Origin of the sequence: Marichromatium gracile, assembly GCF_004343155.1 — a bacterium.
GTDB lineage: Bacteria > Pseudomonadota > Gammaproteobacteria > Chromatiales > Chromatiaceae > Marichromatium > Marichromatium gracile.
This window is the reverse complement of record NZ_SMDC01000002.1, coordinates 1-18750: the sequence shown is the minus strand read 5'-3', so window position 1 is coordinate 18750 and position 18750 is coordinate 1. Positions and strand designations below refer to the sequence as shown.

Here is an 18750-nt window from a genome sequence, read left to right as displayed (position 1 = left end):
GCCCGCCACCAGCCTCGTTCGCCGCACCGTCCGAGCACGCGCGGGCGACGGTGCCACCATCCCATCGGAGCCTCGATCCCATGTCGCTAGATGCCGCCAACGTCAAGCTCTCGGGACTGGCCTTGCGTCTGGTCAGGGACGAGCTGCTCAGCGAGCAACAGGCGACCGACGCCCAGGAAGAGGCGATCCGTCAGCGGCGGACCTTCGTCGGCCACCTGGTCGGCCAGGGGCTGCTCTCGAGCCGGGCGATCGCGGTTGCGGCGGCACACGAGTTCGGCGTCCCCCTGCTCGACCTCGGCTCGGTCGAGGTCTCCGAGCTGCCGACCAATCTGGTCGACGAGCGACTGATCCGCAAACACCACGCACTGCCGCTGTTGCGGCGCGGCAACCGGCTGTTCCTCGCCGTCTCCGACCCCACCAACGACCAGGCGCTCGAAGAGATCCGCTTCAACACCGGGCTGGCCACCGACGCGGTGCTGGTCGAGGAGGACAAGCTCCAGGCGGCGATCGACAGCGCGATCGAGGCCCAGGACACGACCATGAGCGAGATCATGGACGCCGACCTGGAAAAGCTCGAGATCGCCCCGGACGAGGACGAGGAGCGCGACGACGGCAGCGAGGCCAATATCGACGAGGCGCCGATCGTGCGCTACGTCAACAAGATCCTGGTCGACGCCATCACCGCCGGGGCCTCGGACATCCATTTCGAGCCCTACGAGAAGTTCTTCCGTGTGCGCTTCCGCCAGGACGGCCTGCTCCAGGAGGTGGCCAACCCGCCGCAGACCATCGCCAACCGCCTGATCGCCCGACTCAAGGTGATGTCGCGGATGAACATCGCCGAGCGGCGCATTCCCCAGGACGGGCGCATCAAGCTCAAGCTCAGTCGCTCGCGCGACATCGACTTTCGCGTCAACACCCTGCCCACCCTCTACGGCGAGAAGGTGGTGCTGCGTATCCTCGACTCCTCCTCGGCACAGGTCGGCATCGATGCGCTCGGCTTCGAACCCGAGCAGCGCGACACCTTCCTCAAGGCGATCAAGAAACCCTACGGCATGATCCTGGTCACCGGCCCGACCGGTTCGGGCAAGACCGTCTCGCTCTACACCGCGCTCAACATCCTCAATGAGCCGGATATCAACATCTCCACCGTCGAGGATCCGGTCGAGATCCAGGTGCCTGGCATCAACCAGGTCAACATGAATCCCAAGACCGGGCTGACCTTCGCCGCGGCGCTGCGGGCCTTCCTGCGCCAGGACCCGGACATCGTCATGGTCGGCGAGATCCGCGACCTCGAGACCGCCGAGATCGCCGTCAAGGCCGCCCAGACCGGCCATCTGGTGCTCTCCACCCTGCACACCAACGACGCCCCCCAGACCCTCACCCGTCTGGCCAACATGGGTGTGGCGCCATTCAACATCGCCTCCTCGGTGCTGTTGATCATGGCCCAGCGACTGGCGCGCCGGCTCTGTCTGCACTGTCGCGAGCCGCACGAGTTGCCGCCCGAGGCGTTGCGCGCCGAGGGCTTCAGCGACGAGGAGGTCGAGGCCGGGCTGACCATCTACAAGCCGGTCGGCTGCGAGCGCTGCACCAAGGGCTACAAGGGGCGCGTTGGCATCTTCCAGGTGATGCCCATCTCCGAGGAGATCAGCCGGCTGATCCTCGAGGGCGGCAACTCGATGCAGCTCGCCGACCAGGCGCGGCGCGAGGGCGTCGCCGATCTGCGCAAATCGGGGCTGCGCAAGGTCAAGAACGGTCTCACCAGCCTCGAAGAACTCAACCGCGTCACCAAAGAGTAAGCACCCATGGCGCTGGCAGCGAAACAGAAACCCAAGCCCCCCCAGAACAAGGCCAAGGACAAGGACAAGGACAAGGCCAGCGTCTTCCTCTGGGAGGGGGTCGACCGCAAGGGCGCCCGCATCAAGGGCGAGAGCCGCGCGGCGACGATGAACCTGGTGCGCGCCGAGCTGCGCCGTCAGGGCGTCAACCCGACCAAGGTGCGCAAGAAGCCCCAGCCGCTGCTCGGCGCCCGCAAGAAGAAGATCACCACCGCCGACATCGCCGTGTTCACCCGCCAGCTCGCCACCATGATGGCCGCGGGCGTGCCCCTGGTGCAGGCCTTCGACATCGTCGGTCGCGGTCACGACAACCCCTCGATGCAGGACATGATCCTGGCGATCAAGCAAGACATCGAGAGCGGCACCGCGATGGCCCTGGCGCTCGGCAAGCATCCGCTCTATTTCGACGATCTGGTGTGCAACCTGGTCGCCGCCGGCGAGCAGGCCGGCGTGCTCGACGTGCTGCTCGACAAGATCGCCATCTACAAGGAGAAGACCGAATCGATCAAGGGCAAGATCAAGAAGGCGATGTTCTATCCTGCGGCGGTGATCGCCGTGGCGGTGATCGTCACCGTGGTGATCCTGCTGTTCGTCATCCCTCAGTTCAAGGACCTGTTCTCGAGCTTCGGCGCCGATCTGCCGGCCTTCACCCTGCTGGTGATCAGCCTCTCCGACCTGTTGCAGCAGTGGTGGTGGGCGGTGTTCCTCGGCCTCGGCGGCGCCGGCTACGGCTTCGCCGCGCTCTATAAGCGCAGCCGCGGGCTGCGCGAGGGGATCGACCGACTGGTGCTGCGCATCCCGGTGATCGGCCCGATCCTCAACAAGGCCGCGCTGGCCCGCTTCGCCCGTACCCTCTCGACCATGTTCGCCGCCGGCGTGCCGCTGGTCGACGCACTCGAGTCGGTCTCCGGGGCCACCGGCAACATCGTCTACCAGGACGCGGTGCTGAAGATGCGCGAGGAGGTCGCCACCGGTCAGTCGCTGCAGCTGGCGATGCGTCAGCGCGACCTCTTCCCCCACATGGTGATCCAAATGACCTCGATCGGCGAGGAGTCGGGCGCGCTCGACACCATGCTCGGCAAGGTCGCCGACTTCTACGAGGAGCAGGTCGACAACGCCGTCGACAGCCTCAGCAGCCTGCTCGAACCCATGATCATGGTGATCATCGGCGGCCTGGTCGGCAGCCTGGTGGTGGCCATGTACCTGCCGATCTTCAAGCTCGCCTCCGTCGTCTGATCCCGTGGCGACGCCCCGGCGTCGCCTCTCCCGACCCGCCCCAGCAAGGACTCGACCATGCCCTGGCTAGAGCCATTCCAGCAGTCCCCCATGCTGCTCTATGTCACCGTCACGCTGCTCGGACTGATCCTCGGCAGCTTCCTCAACGTCGTCATCCTGCGTCTGCCACGGATGCTCGAACACGAGTGGCGCGCGCAGTGCGCCGAACTCGCCGGCGAGTCCGACGACGCGACACCGCCGCCCGGACTGGCACGCCCTCCATCGAGCTGTCCGCACTGCGGTCACCGCATCCGCGCCCACGAGAACATCCCGCTGCTGAGCTTCCTGCTGCTGCGCGGACGCTGCAGCGCCTGCAAGACGCCGATCGGTTGGCGCTATCCGGCCGTCGAGCTGCTCACCGCGTTGCTCGGTCTCGTCGCGGCGCTGCACTTCGGCGCCAGCGTGCAGCTACTCGCCGCGCTGGTGCTGACCTGGGGCCTGGTCGCACTGGCGGTGATCGACCTCGACACCCAGTTGCTGCCCGACCGCATCACCCTGCCGCTGCTGTGGCTCGGGCTGATCCTCAGCCTGTTCGGGGTGTTCACCGATGCCCAGGCGGCGATCATCGGCGCGGCGGCCGGCTACCTGCTGCTGTGGAGCCTCTATCACGCCTTTCGGCTACTCACCGGCAAGGAGGGCATGGGCTATGGCGACTTCAAGCTGCTGGCCCTGTTCGGGGCCTGGCTCGGCTGGCAGGCGTTGCCCCTGGTGATACTGCTCTCGGCGGTCTCCGGAGCGCTGATCGGCGGTGCACTGATCGCACTGCGACGCCAGGGGCGCGACAGCGCCATGCCCTTCGGTCCCTTCCTCGCCGTCGCCGGCTGGGTCGCACTGCTGTGGGGCGAGCAGATCACCGGCGCCTACCTGCGCCTCAGCGGACTGGGATGAGCGCCATGCTGACCATCGCCCTCACCGGCGGCATCGGTAGCGGCAAGAGCACCGTCGCCGCGCAGCTCGAGCGACTCGGCGCCGGCGTGATCGATGCCGACCACATCTCCCACGCCCTCACCCGTGACGACCCCGAGACCCTGGCGGCGATCGCCGCGACCTTCGGTCGCGAGATGATCGCCGCCGACGGCAGCCTGGATCGCGCCGCGATGCGCGCGCTGGTGTTCTCCGACGCCGAGGCCCGCCAGCGGCTCGAGTCCATCCTGCACCCGCGCATCGAGGCGCGGATGTGTGCCGAGCGCGCCGCGCTGCGCACCCCCTACGCGGTGCTGGTGATCCCGTTGCTGTTCGAGACCGGACAGCAGCGTCTCGCCGATCGGGTGCTGGTGGTCGACCTCGCCGAGTCGGCACAGATCGAGCGCGTGCGGGCGCGCAGCGGCCTTGCCGACGACGAGATCGCCCGCATCATCGCCGCGCAGATCCCGCGCGCCCGGCGCCGCGCGCTCGCCGACGACCTGATCGACAACAGCGGCGACCCGCAGGATCTCGCCGAGCAGGTACGGCATCTGCATCAGCGCTATCTGACGCTGACCGCCGGGAAGAGCGACTTGCAAAGCGGTTGAGCGCGACCTAGCTTTGCTCACGCCACGTGCAAGGCAGGGAGTCTCACTCAAACCGACACGCACCGGAGGGAAGCATGCGCATCAACCCGCGTCTCGTGCTGTCCATCGCCACCGCCACACTCGTGCTCGGGGCCGCCCCGACGAGCCATGCCGCCTCGGCCTGCAAGGGTCTCGACAAGGGCGCCTGCGAGCGCAAGGGCGAATGTCACTGGGTCGATCCCTATACCCGCAAGGACGGGGTCAAGGTCTCCGGTCACTGCCGCACCAGCGGCAGCGGCAAAAATCAGGGGACGAGCAGCGGCTCGGGCGCGCGACCGGCCAGTTCGTGACCACGCCCCCGGTGCGATCCTGATCCGTCGCAAAGGAAGCGGGTATCGCACCGCTCGAGCGTCCGCAGCGGGGTCGATTTGGTGTAGGCTCCACGCCTATCGATCCCGTTGCGGCAAGATCCGAGCACTTGTCCAGCCTCCCTTGCCCAGAAAACCCAGATTGGAGCCAGCAATGCGCGTTTCCGGACGTCCGAACAGCGACCACCCGCTCGAACAACACGGCCTCTACAACCTCAACGCCGTCCATTGGAACCTCCCCACCGCGGAGCTCTACGAGCAGGCGCTCGCGCGCTACGAGGGCCAGGTCGCCCACATGGGTCCGCTGGTGGTCCGCACCGGCCATCACACCGGACGCTCGGCCAACGACAAGTTCATCGTCGAGGAGGCGGGCAGCCGCGACGACATCTGGTGGGGCGATGTCAACCGCCCGATCGACATCGAGCACTTCGACCTGGTCCATCATCGTCTCGCCTCCTACCTGCAGATGAAGGACGTCTACGTCCAGGACTGCTTCGTCGGCGCCGACCCCAACTACCGGCTGCCGGCGCGCGTGATCACCGAAAAGGCCTGGCACAGCCTGTTCGCGCGCAACCTCTTCATCCAGCCCAAACCCGAAGAGCTGGAGCACTTCGCGCCCGAGTTCACCGTCATCGCCGCGCCGCACTTCCACTCCATCCCCGGACTCGACAAGACCAACAGCGAGACCTGCATCCTGGTCAACTTCGAGAAGCGCCTGGTGCTGATCGGCGGCACCAGCTATGCCGGCGAGATCAAGAAGTCGCTGTTCACGGTGATGAACCACCTGATGCCGGGGCGCGGCGTGCTGCCGATGCACTGCTCGGCCAACATCGGCGAGGACGGTCGCACCGCGCTCTTCTTCGGTCTCAGCGGCACCGGCAAGACCACCCTCTCGGCCGACGCCTCGCGCACCCTGATCGGTGACGACGAGCACGGCTGGAGCGACGAGGGGGTGTTCAACTTCGAGGGCGGCTGCTACGCCAAGATGATCCGGCTCTCGGCCGATGCCGAGCCCGAGATCCACGCCACCACGCGCCGCTTCGGCACCGTCCTCGAGAACGTCACCATGGACATGGAGACGCGCCGGCTCGACCTCGACGACGACTCGCTGACCGAGAACACCCGCGGCGCCTATCACATCAGCGCCATCCCCAATGCCAGCGAAACCGGCATGGGCGGACACCCCGACGCCATCCTGTTTCTCACCTGCGACGCCTTCGGCGTGCTGCCGCCGATCTCGCGGCTGACCCCGGAGCAGGCGATGTATCACTTCATCTCCGGCTACACCGCGCGCGTGGCCGGCACCGAGAAGGGCGTCACCGAGCCCTCGCCGGTGTTCAGCGCCTGCTATGGCGCGCCCTTCATGCCGCGCCACCCGCAACGTTACGCCGAGCTGCTCGGCAAGCGCCTAGCCGAGCACGGCACCCAGGTCTGGCTGATCAACACCGGCTGGAGCGGCGGCCCGTATGGCGTCGGCAAGCGCGTCGCCATCCCCCACACCCGCGCCATGGTGCACGCGGTGCTCGATCGCAAGCTCGAGGGCGTGGCCACCCGTCCCGACCCGATCTTCGGGCTCAACATCCCCGAGAGCTGCCCCGGGGTGCCGACCGAGATCCTCGACCCGCGCGCCACCTGGTCCGATCCGGCCGCCTACGATGCCCAGGCACGCAAGCTCGCCGGGATGTTCCGCGACAACTTCACCAAGTTCACCGACGAGGTCGATGCCGCGATCCTCGCCGCCGGCCCGCAGGCGGGCTGATCGCGATGACCGAGACGATCGAGATCACCCGCCCCGACGACTGGCATCTGCACCTGCGCGACGGCGCGGCGATGGCCGATGTGGTGGGACACAGCGCGCGCCAGTTCGCGCGCGCCATCATCATGCCCAACCTCAAGCCGCCGGTGACCGACACCGCGCTCGCGCTCGCCTATCGTGAGCGCATCCTGGCGGCACTGCCGCAGGGGAGCGGCTTCGAGCCGCTGATGACGCTCTATCTCACCGACCTCACCCGGCCCGAGGAGATCGACAGGGCACGCGCCAGCGGCGCGGTGGCCGCCTGCAAGCTCTACCCGGCCGGCGCCACCACCAACTCCGACAGCGGCGTCACCGACATCGCCCGCATCGCCCCGGTCCTCGAGGCGATGCAGCGCAACGCCATGCCGCTGCTGGTGCACTGCGAGGTCACCGACCCCGAGGTCGACATCTTCGAGCGCGAACAGCGCTTCATCGATGACAAGCTGGTGCCGCTGCTGCGCGACTTCCCCGAGCTGAAGGTGGTCTTCGAGCACGTCACCACCGCCGACGGCGTGGCCCTGGTGCGCGAGGGCCCGGAGACCCTGGGCGCCACCATCACCCCGCACCACCTGCGCTACAACCGCAACGCCCTGCTCGCCGGCGGCATCCGTCCGCACTTCTACTGCCTGCCGGTGCTCAAGCACGAGCGTCACCGCGAGGCGCTGGTCGAGGCCGCCACCAGCGGTCATCCGCGCTTCTTCCTCGGCACCGACAGCGCCCCGCACCCGCGCACGGCCAAGCTCAGCGACTGCGGCTGCGCCGGCGCCTACAGCGCGCACGCGGCGCTGGAGCTGTATGCGGAGGTGTTCGACGAGGCCGGCGCGCTGGATCGGCTGGAGGGCTTCGCCAGTCATCACGGCGCCGACTTCTACGGACTGCCGCGCAACCAGGAACGGGTGCGGCTGACCCGCACGCCCTGGCAGGTGCCGGCGCACTATCCGTTCGGCGAGGACTGTGTGGTGCCGCTGCGCGCCGGGGAGACCCTGGGCTGGCGGCTCGAGACGGCCTGATCGGGCCGTCCTGGAAGAGGCTCCGGCGTCCCCGGACGGGGACGCCGGATGGCGGGATCAGATCTCGGCGGGACTGTCGAAGTCGATCTCGTCCCAGACGTCGTCACCGCCTGCACCACTCGGCGGATTGCCGTCGTGGACCAGGCTCTCGCGACGCTGCAGATAGGTCTCGCGCAGGAAGCTGTAGGGATCGAGCGCGGCCTCCTCGAGGATATCGCTGGCATCGAGCAGGTCGGCACGCTGATCGATCGCGCGCAACGCGATCGCCCCCCAATAGACCTGATTCTTCTCGAGGTTGAAGAAGGGGTCGAGCGCCACGTCACCGGCGAAGCCGAAGGTGTCGCGGATACTGCTCGGACCGACGATCGGCAACATGAAGTAGGCGCCGGACTCGAGCCCCCAGTAACCGAGCGTCTGACCGAAGTCCTCCTTGTAGCTCGGCAGCCCGACGTTGGTGGCGACGTCGAACACCCCGAGGATACCCACGGTGGAGTTGATGAACACCCGGCCGACATCGCTGCCGGCGCGCGACATCTTGAACTGCAGCACGTTGTTGACCGCCGAGGTCATGTCGGCGACGTTGGCGAAGAAGTTGGTCACGCCGCGATCGACCGGCTCCGGCGTGACCTTGCGATAGGCGCGCGCGGCGGGTTGGATGAAGGCCTTGTCGAAATCGCTGTTGAAGCGATAGACGGCCCGGTTGTAAGGCTCGAGCGGGTCGCGTGGATCGCTCACGCGCGCCGCGCCGGAGGCGCAACCGGCCAGCAGCAGTGCCGCTCCGAAGATTCCCAGCCACTTGAACCCGCGTGTGTCCATCTCGACGTCCTTCACCTGATTCAACGCAACGAGTCGCGATCCTACCACAGCGCAGCCCCCTGACGGGGCCGGCATGGGCAACAGGATTGGCGTTGCCGACCAAACCACTTATGCTGTCGCGATGAACGGTGAAGAACAGATTCCAGACGGCATCGCACAGCGCTTTCGCGGCTTCCTGCCGGTCGTCGTCGACGTCGAGACCGCGGGCTTCGACGCCCAGCGCCACGCCCTGCTCGAGATCGCCGCGGTGGTCATCCGCATGGCGCCCGATGGCCGGCTCGAACCCGCGCCCGCGGTTCATTGCCATGTGCTGCCCTTCGTCGGCGCCGAACTCGACCCCAGGGCGCTCGCCTTCAACGGCATCGACCCGGACCATCCGCTGCGCGAAGCCGTGCCCGAGCACGAGGCGCTCAACCGCATCCTCTCCCCGGTCCGCAAGGCGGTGAAGAACACCGGTTGCACCCGCGCCATCCTGGTCGGGCACAACGCCCACTTCGACCTCGGCTTCATCAAGGCGGCGGTCGATCGTACCGAGTTCAAGCGCAACCCCTTCCATGCCTTCAGCGTCTTCGACACCGTCAGCCTGAGCGGGCTGATGTTCGGCCAGACCGTACTCGCCAACGCCGCACGCGCCGCCGGGCTCGGCTGGAGCAACAGCGACGCGCACTCGGCGCTCTACGACGCCGAGCAGACCGCGCGACTGTTCTGCACCATCATCAACCGCTGGAACGAGTTCGATCCACTGCGCTTCTGGGAGAGCGGCGAGCGACTGCCCGCCCCCGAGTAAGGGCTCGGACAACGCTAGTCGGCGCCGCCCTCGGCGCGCGCCGCCGCCTGCTCCATCATCGGCTTGAGTTCACCCCCGGCATGCAGCTCGAGGGTGATGTCGCAGCCACCGACCAACTCGCCGTCGATATAGAGCTGGGGGAAGGTCGGCCAGTCGGCATAGCGCGGCAGGTGCTCGAAGATCTCCGGGTCCTGCAACACGTTGACATAGGCGAAGGGCACGCCGCATTCCTGGAGTGCCTGCGCCGCACGCATCGAGAACCCGCACTGCGGGAACTGCGGCGTGCCCTTCATGTAGATCACCACCGGGTTGTTCTTGACCTGCTCGCCAATACGCTCCAACACGTCCATCGCTCACCTCGCACCGGATTTGATCCTGTCATCGCTGGCACGAGGATCGGGCCGACCGGGCCGATTTCAACCGGCGTCGGCGCCATCGACATTGCGCTGCAGCCACAGCTCGAGCGCCGCGAGATGCCACAGCTTGTTGCCCTGGATGCGGGTGTGGTGCATGTCGGGAGCGGCGAGCAGCTGCTCGATGTAGTCGCGCCTGTAGAGCCCGCGCTCGCGACAGGCGCGTGAGTCGAGCAACTCACGCATGAAGGCGAGGAAGGGGCCGCGCACGTACTTGAGCGCCGGCATCGGGAAATAGCCCTTGGGGCGATCGATCACCGCTGCCGGCAGCAGCCCGCGCGCCAGCGCCTTGAGCGGGTACTTGCCACCCTCGCGCAGCTTCAGTTCGGGCGGGCAGCGCGCGGCCAGCTCGACGAGCCGATGATCGAGGAAGGGTACCCGCGCCTCCAGCCCCCAGGCCATGGTCATGTTGTCGACCCGCTTGACCGGGTCATCGACGATCAGGGTGGTCACATCGAGACGCAGCACCGCGTCCATGAAGGTGTCGGCCCCAGGCGCGGTGAGCGCCGGACCGATCAGCTCGGCGGTGTGATCGGCGCCGCCGTGGGCGGCCGCGACCAGCCGCAGATACTCCGCGTGATCGCGGTCGAAATAGTGCTTGGCGAAGCGTTCGAGCCGGCTGCCCGCGCCCTCGGCCTGCATCCGCGGATACCAGAAGTAGCCGCCGAAGACCTCATCGGCGCCCTGCCCCGACTGCACCACCTTGATCTCGCGCGAGACCTGCTCGGCGAGCAGATAGAAGGCCACTGCGTCCTGGCCGAACATCGGCTCGGCCATGGCGTCGATCGCCTCGGGCAGGCGCTCGAGCACCTGGTCGTTGGGCACCTGAAAGCGCTGATGACGGGTGGCGTAATGGGCGGCGACCTGATCGGAGTAGAAGAACTCGCTGCCCGACTCCTCCGGGGTGTCCTCGAAACCGACCGAGAAGGTGCGCAGATCGCTCACCCCGGTCTCGGCGAGCAGCGCCACCAGCAGGCTGGAGTCGAGCCCGCCGGAGAGCAGCACCCCGACCGGCACGTCGGCGACCTCGCTGCGCACCCGCACCGCGCGGCGCAGTTCGGCATGGATCGCCTCCAGCCACTCGCCCTCGTCGCGCGGCTGCGCCGGACGCGTCGCCTCCAGCTGCCAGTAGGCCCCGCCGCTGCGTCGGCCATCGGCCTCGAGACGCAGCCAGTGGCCCGGCTCGATCTTGCGCACCCCGCGCAGGATGGTGCGCGGCGCCGGCACCACCGCGTGCAGGGTGAAGAGATGATGGAGCGCCACCGCATCGACCGCGGTATCGACCCCGCCGGCGGCCAACAGCGCCTGGGAGTTGGAGGCGAAACGCACCCGCCCGGTCTGTTCCGACCAATACAGCGGCTTGATGCCGAAGCGGTCGCGCGCGAGGATCAGCGCCCGCTCGCGCGCATCCCACAGACCGAAGGCGAACATGCCGTGGAGGCGCTCGAAGCAGCCCTCGCCCCAGGCGTGCCAGGCCTTGAGGATGACCTCGCCGTCGCCCTCGGAGAAGAAGCGGTAGCCGCGCCCGACAAGCTCGGCGCGCAGTTCGCGATGGTTGTAGATGGTGCCGTTGAACACCAGCGCGAGGCCCAGCTCGGCATCGACCATGGGTTGATTGGCGCGCACCGAAAGGTCGATGATGGAGAGACGGCGATGCCCGAGGGCCAGGGCACCGTCGCTGTAGCTGCCCCCATGATCGGGACCACGCCGGGTCAGGCGCGCCATCATCGTCTCGATCGCGCCGAGGTCGGCCGGGGCGCCGTCGAGGCGCAACTCACCGCAGATTCCGCACATCCGTGCTCACTCCATCGTGTTCTTTTCGGTTCACAGTCGGGGCGCCCGGAATGCGGGCGCAGCGCGCCCCCGGGCCATCCACAGCGATGGTCACACAGCGACGCCGACCGTTGCAAAAGCGCCCGCCCGACCTCAGTTTGGGCCGCAAGGCGAAGCCAAGTCCAGGTCGGGCCCGCCAGCCGCGACCGAGACACGCAGGATTCGGTCACGGGGTTCATGCCCCGTGACGGCCCACGCATCTATCGACAAGCCGCACCCATACAGGAGGGGAACCCCAATGGCACACGAACTCCCACCCTTGCCCTATGCCAAGGACGCGCTCGAGCCGGTGATCTCGGCCGAGACCATCGACTACCACTACGGCAAGCATCACCAGACCTACGTCACCAAGCTCAACGACCTGATCGCCGGCACCGAATTCGAGTCGGCATCGCTCGAGGAGATCATCAACAGCGCCCAGGGCGGCGTCTTCAACAATGCCGCCCAGGTGTGGAACCACACCTTCTACTGGCACTGTCTCTCGCCCAACGGCGGTGGCGAACCGGCAGGCGCCCTGGCCAGCGCGATCGAGTCGACCTTCGGCTCCTTCGATGCCTTCAAGCAGCAGTTCGAACAGTCGGCCGCGGGCAACTTCGGCTCCGGCTGGACCTGGCTGGTGAAGAACGCCGAGGGTGCGCTGGAGATCGTCAACACCTCCAACGCCGCCAACCCGATGACCGAGGGCAAGACGCCGCTGCTGACCGTCGACGTCTGGGAGCACGCCTACTACATCGACTACCGCAACGCCCGTCCGAAGTATCTGGCGGCCCTGTGGGAAAAGGTCAACTGGGACTTCGTCGCGGCCAACTATTCGGCCTGATCGCCCCGCGCCCGGCGTCGCCGGGCGCGCACCGACCTCAAGCACCCACGTTTTCCCGATAGGATTCATGGGCTTGCAAAGATTTCACATCTCCCACGCGCACCGAGTGGTTTCCTTGTAACCACCACTGCATTCGCGTTATATTCACTCACTTCGCCTTTGTTTGGAGGCGGTTTCCGCACCGAGGAACCGCCTCTTTTCGTTTTTTCACCGGAGACCGAGCGGGGCCCTGCCGCAATGAGCGATTCCTTGATGGCCACCTACAACCGTCTGCCCGTCACCTTCGCCCGCGGCGAAGGTGTCTGGCTGTGGGATACCGAGGGCAGGCGATACCTGGACGCGCTCGCGGGGATCGCCGTCTGCGGGCTCGGCCATGCCCACCCGGCGGTGCGCGACGCGCTCTGCGACCAAGCCGCAACCCTGGTCCACACCTCCAACCTCTATGGTGTCCTCGAGCAGCAGCGCCTCGGCGATCTGCTCATCGAGCAGACCGGGATGGACCGGGTGTTCTTCGGCAACTCCGGTGCCGAGGCCAACGAGGCGGCGATCAAGCTTGCCCGGCTGCACGCCCATCGCAAGGGCATCGACAACCCGGCGATCCTGGTCACCGAGGGCAGCTTCCACGGTCGCACCTTGGCGACCCTCTCGGCGACCGGCAACCGCAAGGTACAGGCCGGCTTCGAGCCACTGGTCCAGGGCTTCCTGCGTGTCCCCTATAACGACATCGAGGCGATCGAGACGGCGGCGGCCAACCGCTCCAATATCGTCGCCATCCTGGTCGAGCCGATCCAGGGCGAGGGCGGCATCAATGTCCCCGCCGCAGACTACAACGCCCGGCTGCGCGCAATCTGCGATCGCGAGGGCTGGCTGCTGATCCACGACGAGATCCAGACCGGCATGGGCCGGACCGGACACCTGCTGGCGCACCAGCACGACGGTGTCCAGCCCGATGTCGTCACCCTCGCCAAGGGGCTGGCCAACGGCGTGCCGATCGGTGCCTGTCTGGCGCGCGGCGAGGCCGCCGACACCTTCGGCCCCGGCAGCCACGGCTCGACCTTCGGCGGCAATCCCCTGGCCGCGCGCGCAGCGCGCGCGGTGCTCGAGACGCTGCGCGACGAGGACCTCTGCAGCCACGCCGGCGAGATCGGTGAGTGGCTGATGGGCGCCCTGCGCGAGGCCTTCGCCGGGACCCCGGGGGTGGTCGAGGTGCGCGGTCGCGGACTGATGATCGGCATCGAACTCGATCGCCCCTGCGGCGCACTGGTCGGCCAGGCGCTCGAGGCCGGTTTGCTGATCAATGTCACCGCCGAACGCGTCATCCGTCTGCTGCCGCCGCTGATCCTGCAGCAGTCCGAGGCCGAACAACTGCTCGAAACGCTGACGGGGCTCGTCCAGCGTTTCCTGGAAACCGATTGAGCGCCACGGCGCTGGAGAGCTGAAACCATGGATGCCGGTCATACCCCGCACTGCAGACACCTTCGCTCGCTGCTGGACCTGAGCAGCGATGAGGCCCGGGCGCTGATCGCCCGTGCCATCGAACTCAAGCGCATGCAGCGGGCCGGAGAGGAGCATCGAACCCTGGCCGGCAAGGCGCTGGGGATGATCTTCGAGAAGTCCTCGACGCGCACCCGAGTCTCGTTCGAGACCGGGATGTTCCAGCTCGGTGGGCATGCCCTCTTCCTCTCCCCACGCGACACCCAACTCGGGCGCGGCGAGCCGATCGAGGACAGTGCGCGGGTACTCTCGCGCATGGTCGATGCGGTGATGATCCGCACCTTCGATCAGGAGACGGTGGAGCGCTTCGCCGAGTACTCCTCGGTGCCGGTGATCAACGCCCTCACCGACCGCTTCCACCCCTGCCAGCTGCTCGCCGACATCCAGACCTTCGTCGAGCATCGCGGCGACATCCGTGGCAAGCGCGTCGCCTGGATCGGTGACGGCAACAACATGTGCCACTCCTTCATCAACGCCGCACGGCTGTTCGACTTCGAGCTGCGCATCGCCTGCCCCGAGGGCTATGCCCCGGACGGTGCCATCTACGCCGCCGCCAGCGACCGTTGCACCATCGTCCACGACCCGGCCAAGGCCGCCGAGGGTGCCGACCTGATCGCCACCGATGTCTGGGCGAGCATGGGCCAGGAGGACGAGCAGGCGCACCGTCAGGCGTTGTTCGCCCCCTTCCAGGTCGATGACGCGATCATGGCGCGGGCGGCCAAGGACGCGCTCTTCATGCACTGCCTGCCGGCGCACCGTGGCGAGGAGGTCTCGGCCTCGGTGATCGATGGCCCGCAATCGGTGGTCTGGGACGAGGCCGAGAACCGGCTCCACGCCCAGAAGGCACTGCTCGAATTCCTGCTCGGGCCCGCGGCCTGAAGCCAACCCGTGCTGTCGGTCGAACACCGCCCCCGTCGGGCGCGATCACCAGCCATCGAAGATGTCGGGCAGGCGCCCGGCGTACAGCAGATCAACCCCAGCCGAGTCGAGGACGCCTCGTGATACGCATCGCGCTCCTATCCCTTACGCTCCTGGCCACGCTGCTCGGTCAAGCCGCCATCGCCCAGGCCGAGACCCGCTATGTGACCGACGAGCTCGAGATCACCCTGCGCACCGGCGAGAGCACCCGCTATCGCATCATCCGCATGCTGCCGAGCGGCACCCCGCTCGAGGTGCTGAGCGTCAACCGGGCCACCAACTATGCCCGCGTGCGCACCGAGGACGGCACCACCGGCTACGTGCTGGAGCACGAGCTGCAGGACGAGCCGGCGGCGCGTGAGCGCGTGGCCACGCTCGAGGCCAAGCTCGCCGAGCTGCAACAGAAGCCCGATGCGCTCGCCGCCCAGCTGAGCAAGCTGCAGACCGAGCACGAGCAGGTGAGCGACGACAATGCGGCACTGCGTCAGGAGAAACAGCGCCTGGAGCAGGAGCTGGCGACCGTCCGTCACGCCTCGGCCAACATCCTCGAGATCACCGAAGACCGCGATCGGCTGCGCATCCAGGTCAGCGAACTCACCCGCGAGCGCGCCGACCTGCAGCAGGAGAACCGCGATCTCAAGAACCAGACCCACCAGCGCTGGTTCCTGATCGGCGCGGGCGTGGTCACCGGCGGCGTCTTCCTCGGGTTGCTGCTGCCGCACCTGCGCTGGCGACGGCGGCGGAGTTCCTGGGCCTCGCTGTAAGGCGATACGCGCGAGCGCCCTGGCGGTGATCGCGCGACCTCCCCTCCCGCCCGGACGCCAACGCGCGCCCGGGCACACGTCCCCTGCCATGCTGGCCACTCACGCCACCCCGACCGTGCTCGCCGCGGCCAATGCGCCCGCGCCTCAGCCGTGGCTGATGAGGGGCGTATAATCGAAGCGTGTCAAGTTCAACCCTTCAGGTCTGTCCCACTATGCCCCAATACCGTTCCAGAACCTCGACCCAGGGCCGCAACATGGCCGGCGCGCGCGCGCTGTGGCGTGCCACCGGCATGAAGGATGGCGACTTCGAGAAGCCGATCATCGCGGTCGTCAACTCCTTCACCCAGTTCGTCCCCGGACACGTGCACCTGAAGGACCTCGGTCAGCTGGTCGCCCGCGAGATCGAGGCCAACGGCGGCGTGGCCAAGGAATTCAATACCATCGCCATCGACGACGGCATCGCCATGGGGCATGACGGCATGCTCTACTCGCTGCCCTCACGCGACATCATCGCCGACTCGGTCGAGTACATGGTCAACGCCCACTGCGCCGACGCCATGGTCTGTATCTCCAACTGCGACAAGATCACCCCCGGGATGCTGATGGCTGCGATGCGCCTCAACATCCCCACGGTGTTCGTCTCGGGCGGGCCGATGGAGGCGGGCAAGGTGCTGCGCGACGGCGACGAGCTGCGACTCGACCTGGTCGATGCCATGGTCGCCGCGGCCAATCCCGAGGAGAGCGACGAGGCGGTCGCCCAGATCGAGCGCTCGGCCTGTCCCACCTGCGGCTCCTGCTCGGGGATGTTCACCGCCAACTCGATGAACTGTCTCACCGAGGCGCTGGGCCTGAGCCTGCCGGGCAACGGTTCGCTGCTCGCCACCCACGCCGCACGCAAGGGCTTGTTCCTGGAGGCCGGGCGGTTGATCGTCGAGCTGGCCCGGCGCCACTATGAGCAGGACGACGCCAGCGTACTGCCGCGCGCGATCGCCGACCGCCGCGCCTTCGAGAACGCGATGAGTCTCGACATCGCCATGGGCGGTTCGACCAACACCGTGCTGCACCTGCTGGCGACCGCGCACGAGGGCGAGGTCGACTTCACCATGGCCGACATCGACCGGCTCAGCCGCAAGGTGCCGAACCTGTGCAAGGTCGCGCCGGCGACCCAGCGCTATCACATGGAGGACGTGCATCGCGCCGGCGGCATCATGGGGATCCTCGGCGAACTCGACCGTGCCGGACTACTCCACCGCGAGGTCGCCACCGTGCACAGCCCCAGCCTGGGCGAGGCGCTGGAGCGTTGGGACCTCAAGCGCAATGCCGCCCCCGAGGCCGAGCGCCTGTATCGCGCCGCGCCCGGCGGCGTGCCGAGTCAGCAGGCCTTCAGTCAGGACCAGCAGTGGCCCGAGCTCGATCTCGACCGCACCAACGGCTGCATCCGTGAGCATGAGCACGCCTACAGCCAGGACGGCGGACTGGCAGTGCTCTTCGGCAACCTTGCCGAGGCCGGCTGTATCGTCAAGACCGCGGGGGTCGACGCCTCGATCCTCCGCTTCACCGGCCCGGCGCGGATCTTCGAGAGTCAGGACGCCGCGGTCGCGGCCATCCTCGGCGACCGGATCCAGGCCGGCGATGTGGTGCTGATCCGCTACGAGGGTCCCAAGGGCGGACCGGGGATGCAGGAGATGCTCTATCCCACCAGCTATCTCAAGTCCAAGGGGCTCGGCAAGCAGTGCGCGCTGATCACCGACGGACGCTTCTCCGGCGGCACCTCAGGATTATCGATCGGTCACGTCTCGCCGGAGGCCGCAGAGGGCGGTCTGATCGGGCTGGTCGAGGAAGGCGACCAGATCGAGATCGACATCCCCGGCCGCAGGATCCACCTCGCCGTCGACGAGCAAACCCTGGCCACACGTCGTCAAGCGATGGAAGCCCGAGGCGAGGCCGCCTGGCAGCCGGGCGAGCGCGAGCGCAAGGTCTCCAAGGCCCTGCAGGCCTATGCCGCCCTGACCACCAGCGCCGCCTACGGCGCCGTGCGTGATCTCAGCCAGCTCAAGCGCTGATCCCCGCCCACGCTCACCCCGCCGTCGTCATTCGGCGCGGCGGGGGCTCCAGCCTCCAGCCTCCAGCCTCCAGCCTCCAGCCTCCAGCCTCCAGCCTCCAGCCTCCAGCCTCCAGCCAGATGGTGAACCGCAAAGGCGCCAAGCACACAAAGGATTGTGAGTGTAGATGACGGTCTAACAGACTTCAGTCGCCAGCGATCAGCCGTCAGTCAGACGGTATTGATACCCTTAACGAAGTCGGTTTACCTCGTGCAGCGCCGTCGGTAGGGCTACCGTTTTGTGGCAACCCAACACTCGCGTCAACGTCTGCTGAGGAACGGCGCGCCGGGACAAGAACCGAACGCCGGCGATGCACTCGCGCGCGCCGCGGCGTCAGCCGCACATTCGCGATACTCCTTCGCGTCCTTTGAGCCTTTGCGGTTCAATCCTACTGACCGCTGGCGGCTTTCAGCTGCCGGGACAGGAACCGAGCGCAGATCATGCACTCGCACGCGCCGCGGCGTCAGCCGCACATCCCCGACGCCCCTTGGCGTTCTTTGGGCCTTTGCGGTTCAATCTTTCCGGCTGGCGGCTGGCGGCTGGCGGCTTTTTTCGGCGCACAAAGTAAAACCCCCGAGCACAGGGTGCTCGGGGGTTTTGGGATAAGGTCCTGGCAGTGACCTACTTTCGCATGGGGAGGCCCCACACTATCATCGGCGAGGTCCTGTTTCACTTCTGAGTTCGGGATGGGATCAGGTGGTTCCAGGACTCTATGGCCGCCAGGAAAACTGCTTTGTCTTGCCCGATATCTCGGACAGGACCAATTCGGTTCAGATCGTTGTCGGCAGTTGCGTGAGCCGAGGCCCGTACAACGCACTTGGGTGTTATATGGTCAAGCCGCACGGTCAATTAGTACAGGTTAGCTTCACACGTTACCGCGCTTCCACATCCTGCCTATCAACGTCGTGGTCTTCGACGGACCTTCAGGGGCATCAAGTGCCCAGGGAGACCTCATCTTGGGAGGGGCTTCCCGCTTAGATGCTTTCAGCGGTTATCCCGTCCGTACATAGCTACCCGGCAATGCCACTGG

Annotated in this window: 16 protein-coding genes and 2 rRNA genes; 13 read left to right on the top strand and 5 right to left on the bottom strand. The window is 67.2% G+C overall.

The features are described 5' to 3' along the window. Nucleotides 1-80: 80 nt before the first annotated feature. The 7 genes from pilB to pyrC all read left to right on the top strand — a co-directional run bounded on the left by pilB (nucleotide 81) and on the right by pyrC (nucleotide 7773). Nucleotides 81-1796: a type IV-A pilus assembly ATPase PilB gene (pilB, locus tag EDC29_RS03130; RefSeq protein ID WP_123143059.1), complete on the top strand. Its 1716-nt coding sequence runs from the start codon at nucleotides 81-83 to the stop codon at nucleotides 1794-1796. A gap of 6 nt (nucleotides 1797-1802) precedes the next feature. Next, a complete protein-coding gene (locus tag EDC29_RS03125; RefSeq protein WP_132228521.1) occupies nucleotides 1803-3071 on the top strand; it encodes a type II secretion system F family protein in 1269 nt (422 codons plus the stop codon). Nucleotides 3072-3128: 57 nt separating this feature from the next. After that, nucleotides 3129-3998 (top strand): prepilin peptidase, encoded by an 870-nt coding sequence (locus tag EDC29_RS03120; protein ID WP_132228519.1) that lies wholly within the window; start codon nucleotides 3129-3131, stop codon nucleotides 3996-3998. Then, nucleotides 3995-4621: a dephospho-CoA kinase gene (gene coaE / locus EDC29_RS03115; protein WP_123141170.1), complete on the top strand. Its 627-nt coding sequence runs from the start codon at nucleotides 3995-3997 to the stop codon at nucleotides 4619-4621. Before EDC29_RS03120 ends, coaE begins: the two co-directional genes overlap by 4 nt. A 74-nt stretch (nucleotides 4622-4695) precedes the next feature. After that, nucleotides 4696-4950, top strand: a complete 255-nt coding sequence (locus EDC29_RS03110) for a hypothetical protein (protein ID WP_123141171.1) — start codon at nucleotides 4696-4698, stop codon at nucleotides 4948-4950. 172 nt (nucleotides 4951-5122) lie between these two features. Next, nucleotides 5123-6727 carry a phosphoenolpyruvate carboxykinase gene (locus EDC29_RS03105; protein ID WP_123141172.1) on the top strand — a complete coding sequence of 535 codons (1605 nt, stop codon included), beginning with the start codon at nucleotides 5123-5125 and terminating at the stop codon, nucleotides 6725-6727. Between the two features lie 5 nt (nucleotides 6728-6732). Continuing rightward, complete coding sequence (gene pyrC / locus EDC29_RS03100; protein ID WP_123141173.1) at nucleotides 6733-7773, top strand: dihydroorotase; 1041 nt, start codon at nucleotides 6733-6735, stop codon at nucleotides 7771-7773. A 57-nt stretch (nucleotides 7774-7830) separates the two neighbouring features. On the opposite strand, the gene EDC29_RS03095 is transcribed toward pyrC, so the two are convergent. Continuing rightward, the gene (locus tag EDC29_RS03095; protein ID WP_123141184.1) at nucleotides 7831-8589 is read right to left on the bottom strand and encodes an MlaA family lipoprotein; all 759 of its coding nucleotides are present in this window, start codon (nucleotides 8587-8589) and stop codon (nucleotides 7831-7833) included. Nucleotides 8590-8710: 121 nt separating this feature from the next. On the opposite strand from EDC29_RS03095, the gene rnt reads away from it, so the two are divergent. Then, nucleotides 8711-9376 (top strand): ribonuclease T, encoded by a 666-nt coding sequence (rnt, locus tag EDC29_RS03090; protein WP_123141174.1) that lies wholly within the window; start codon nucleotides 8711-8713, stop codon nucleotides 9374-9376. 14 nt (nucleotides 9377-9390) lie between these two features. On the opposite strand, the gene grxD is transcribed toward rnt, so the two are convergent. Together grxD and EDC29_RS03080 are read right to left on the bottom strand one after the other, a co-directional pair. Beyond that, entirely contained in the window at nucleotides 9391-9726 is a 336-nt protein-coding gene (grxD, locus tag EDC29_RS03085) for a Grx4 family monothiol glutaredoxin (protein ID WP_005224048.1), read from the bottom strand. A gap of 66 nt (nucleotides 9727-9792) precedes the next feature. Further along, nucleotides 9793-11583 carry an N-acetylglutaminylglutamine amidotransferase gene (locus tag EDC29_RS03080; protein WP_132228517.1) on the bottom strand — a complete coding sequence of 597 codons (1791 nt, stop codon included), beginning with the start codon at nucleotides 11581-11583 and terminating at the stop codon, nucleotides 9793-9795. A gap of 277 nt (nucleotides 11584-11860) precedes the next feature. Between EDC29_RS03080 and EDC29_RS03075 the strand changes: the two genes are divergently transcribed. The 5 genes from EDC29_RS03075 (at nucleotide 11861) to ilvD (ending at nucleotide 17681) form a co-directional block, all read left to right on the top strand. After that, complete coding sequence (locus EDC29_RS03075; protein WP_123141176.1) at nucleotides 11861-12442, top strand: superoxide dismutase; 582 nt, start codon at nucleotides 11861-11863, stop codon at nucleotides 12440-12442. Nucleotides 12443-12679: 237 nt separating this feature from the next. Then, nucleotides 12680-13858 (top strand): aspartate aminotransferase family protein, encoded by a 1179-nt coding sequence (locus EDC29_RS03070; protein ID WP_123141177.1) that lies wholly within the window; start codon nucleotides 12680-12682, stop codon nucleotides 13856-13858. A 27-nt stretch (nucleotides 13859-13885) separates the two neighbouring features. Further along, the gene (argF, locus tag EDC29_RS03065; RefSeq protein ID WP_123141178.1) at nucleotides 13886-14815 is read left to right on the top strand and encodes an ornithine carbamoyltransferase; all 930 of its coding nucleotides are present in this window, start codon (nucleotides 13886-13888) and stop codon (nucleotides 14813-14815) included. Between the two features lie 119 nt (nucleotides 14816-14934). Next, entirely contained in the window at nucleotides 14935-15618 is a 684-nt protein-coding gene (locus EDC29_RS03060; RefSeq protein WP_123141179.1) for a TIGR04211 family SH3 domain-containing protein, read from the top strand. A 212-nt stretch (nucleotides 15619-15830) separates the two neighbouring features. Further along, the gene (ilvD, locus tag EDC29_RS03055) at nucleotides 15831-17681 is read left to right on the top strand and encodes a dihydroxy-acid dehydratase (RefSeq protein ID WP_132228515.1); all 1851 of its coding nucleotides are present in this window, start codon (nucleotides 15831-15833) and stop codon (nucleotides 17679-17681) included. Between the two features lie 647 nt (nucleotides 17682-18328). On the opposite strand, the gene rrf is transcribed toward ilvD, so the two are convergent. Together rrf and EDC29_RS03040 are read right to left on the bottom strand one after the other, a co-directional pair. Then, nucleotides 18329-18444: ribosomal RNA gene (gene rrf / locus EDC29_RS03045) — 5S ribosomal RNA — on the bottom strand. Nucleotides 18445-18548: 104 nt separating this feature from the next. Continuing rightward, a 23S ribosomal RNA gene (locus EDC29_RS03040) occupies nucleotides 18549-18750 on the bottom strand; the annotation flags it as partial.

Excerpts from the sequence above, each read along its gene's own strand:
- pilB (WP_123143059.1), top strand. The coding sequence starts at position 81 with ATGTCGCTAGATGCCGCCAACGTCAAGCTCTCGGGACTGGCCTTGCGT.
- EDC29_RS03125 (WP_132228521.1), top strand. The coding sequence starts at position 1,803 with ATGGCGCTGGCAGCGAAACAGAAACCCAAGCCCCCCCAGAACAAGGCC.
- EDC29_RS03120 (WP_132228519.1), top strand. The coding sequence starts at position 3,129 with ATGCCCTGGCTAGAGCCATTCCAGCAGTCCCCCATGCTGCTCTATGTC.
- coaE (WP_123141170.1), top strand. The coding sequence starts at position 3,995 with ATGAGCGCCATGCTGACCATCGCCCTCACCGGCGGCATCGGTAGCGGC.
- EDC29_RS03110 (WP_123141171.1), top strand. The coding sequence starts at position 4,696 with ATGCGCATCAACCCGCGTCTCGTGCTGTCCATCGCCACCGCCACACTC.
- EDC29_RS03105 (WP_123141172.1), top strand. The coding sequence starts at position 5,123 with ATGCGCGTTTCCGGACGTCCGAACAGCGACCACCCGCTCGAACAACAC.
- pyrC (WP_123141173.1), top strand. The coding sequence starts at position 6,733 with ATGACCGAGACGATCGAGATCACCCGCCCCGACGACTGGCATCTGCAC.
- EDC29_RS03095 (WP_123141184.1), bottom strand. The coding sequence starts at position 8,589 with ATGGACACACGCGGGTTCAAGTGGCTGGGAATCTTCGGAGCGGCACTG.
- rnt (WP_123141174.1), top strand. The coding sequence starts at position 8,711 with ATGAACGGTGAAGAACAGATTCCAGACGGCATCGCACAGCGCTTTCGC.
- grxD (WP_005224048.1), bottom strand. The coding sequence starts at position 9,726 with ATGGACGTGTTGGAGCGTATTGGCGAGCAGGTCAAGAACAACCCGGTG.
- EDC29_RS03080 (WP_132228517.1), bottom strand. The coding sequence starts at position 11,583 with ATGTGCGGAATCTGCGGTGAGTTGCGCCTCGACGGCGCCCCGGCCGAC.
- EDC29_RS03075 (WP_123141176.1), top strand. The coding sequence starts at position 11,861 with ATGGCACACGAACTCCCACCCTTGCCCTATGCCAAGGACGCGCTCGAG.
- EDC29_RS03070 (WP_123141177.1), top strand. The coding sequence starts at position 12,680 with ATGAGCGATTCCTTGATGGCCACCTACAACCGTCTGCCCGTCACCTTC.
- argF (WP_123141178.1), top strand. The coding sequence starts at position 13,886 with ATGGATGCCGGTCATACCCCGCACTGCAGACACCTTCGCTCGCTGCTG.
- ilvD (WP_132228515.1), top strand. The coding sequence starts at position 15,831 with ATGCCCCAATACCGTTCCAGAACCTCGACCCAGGGCCGCAACATGGCC.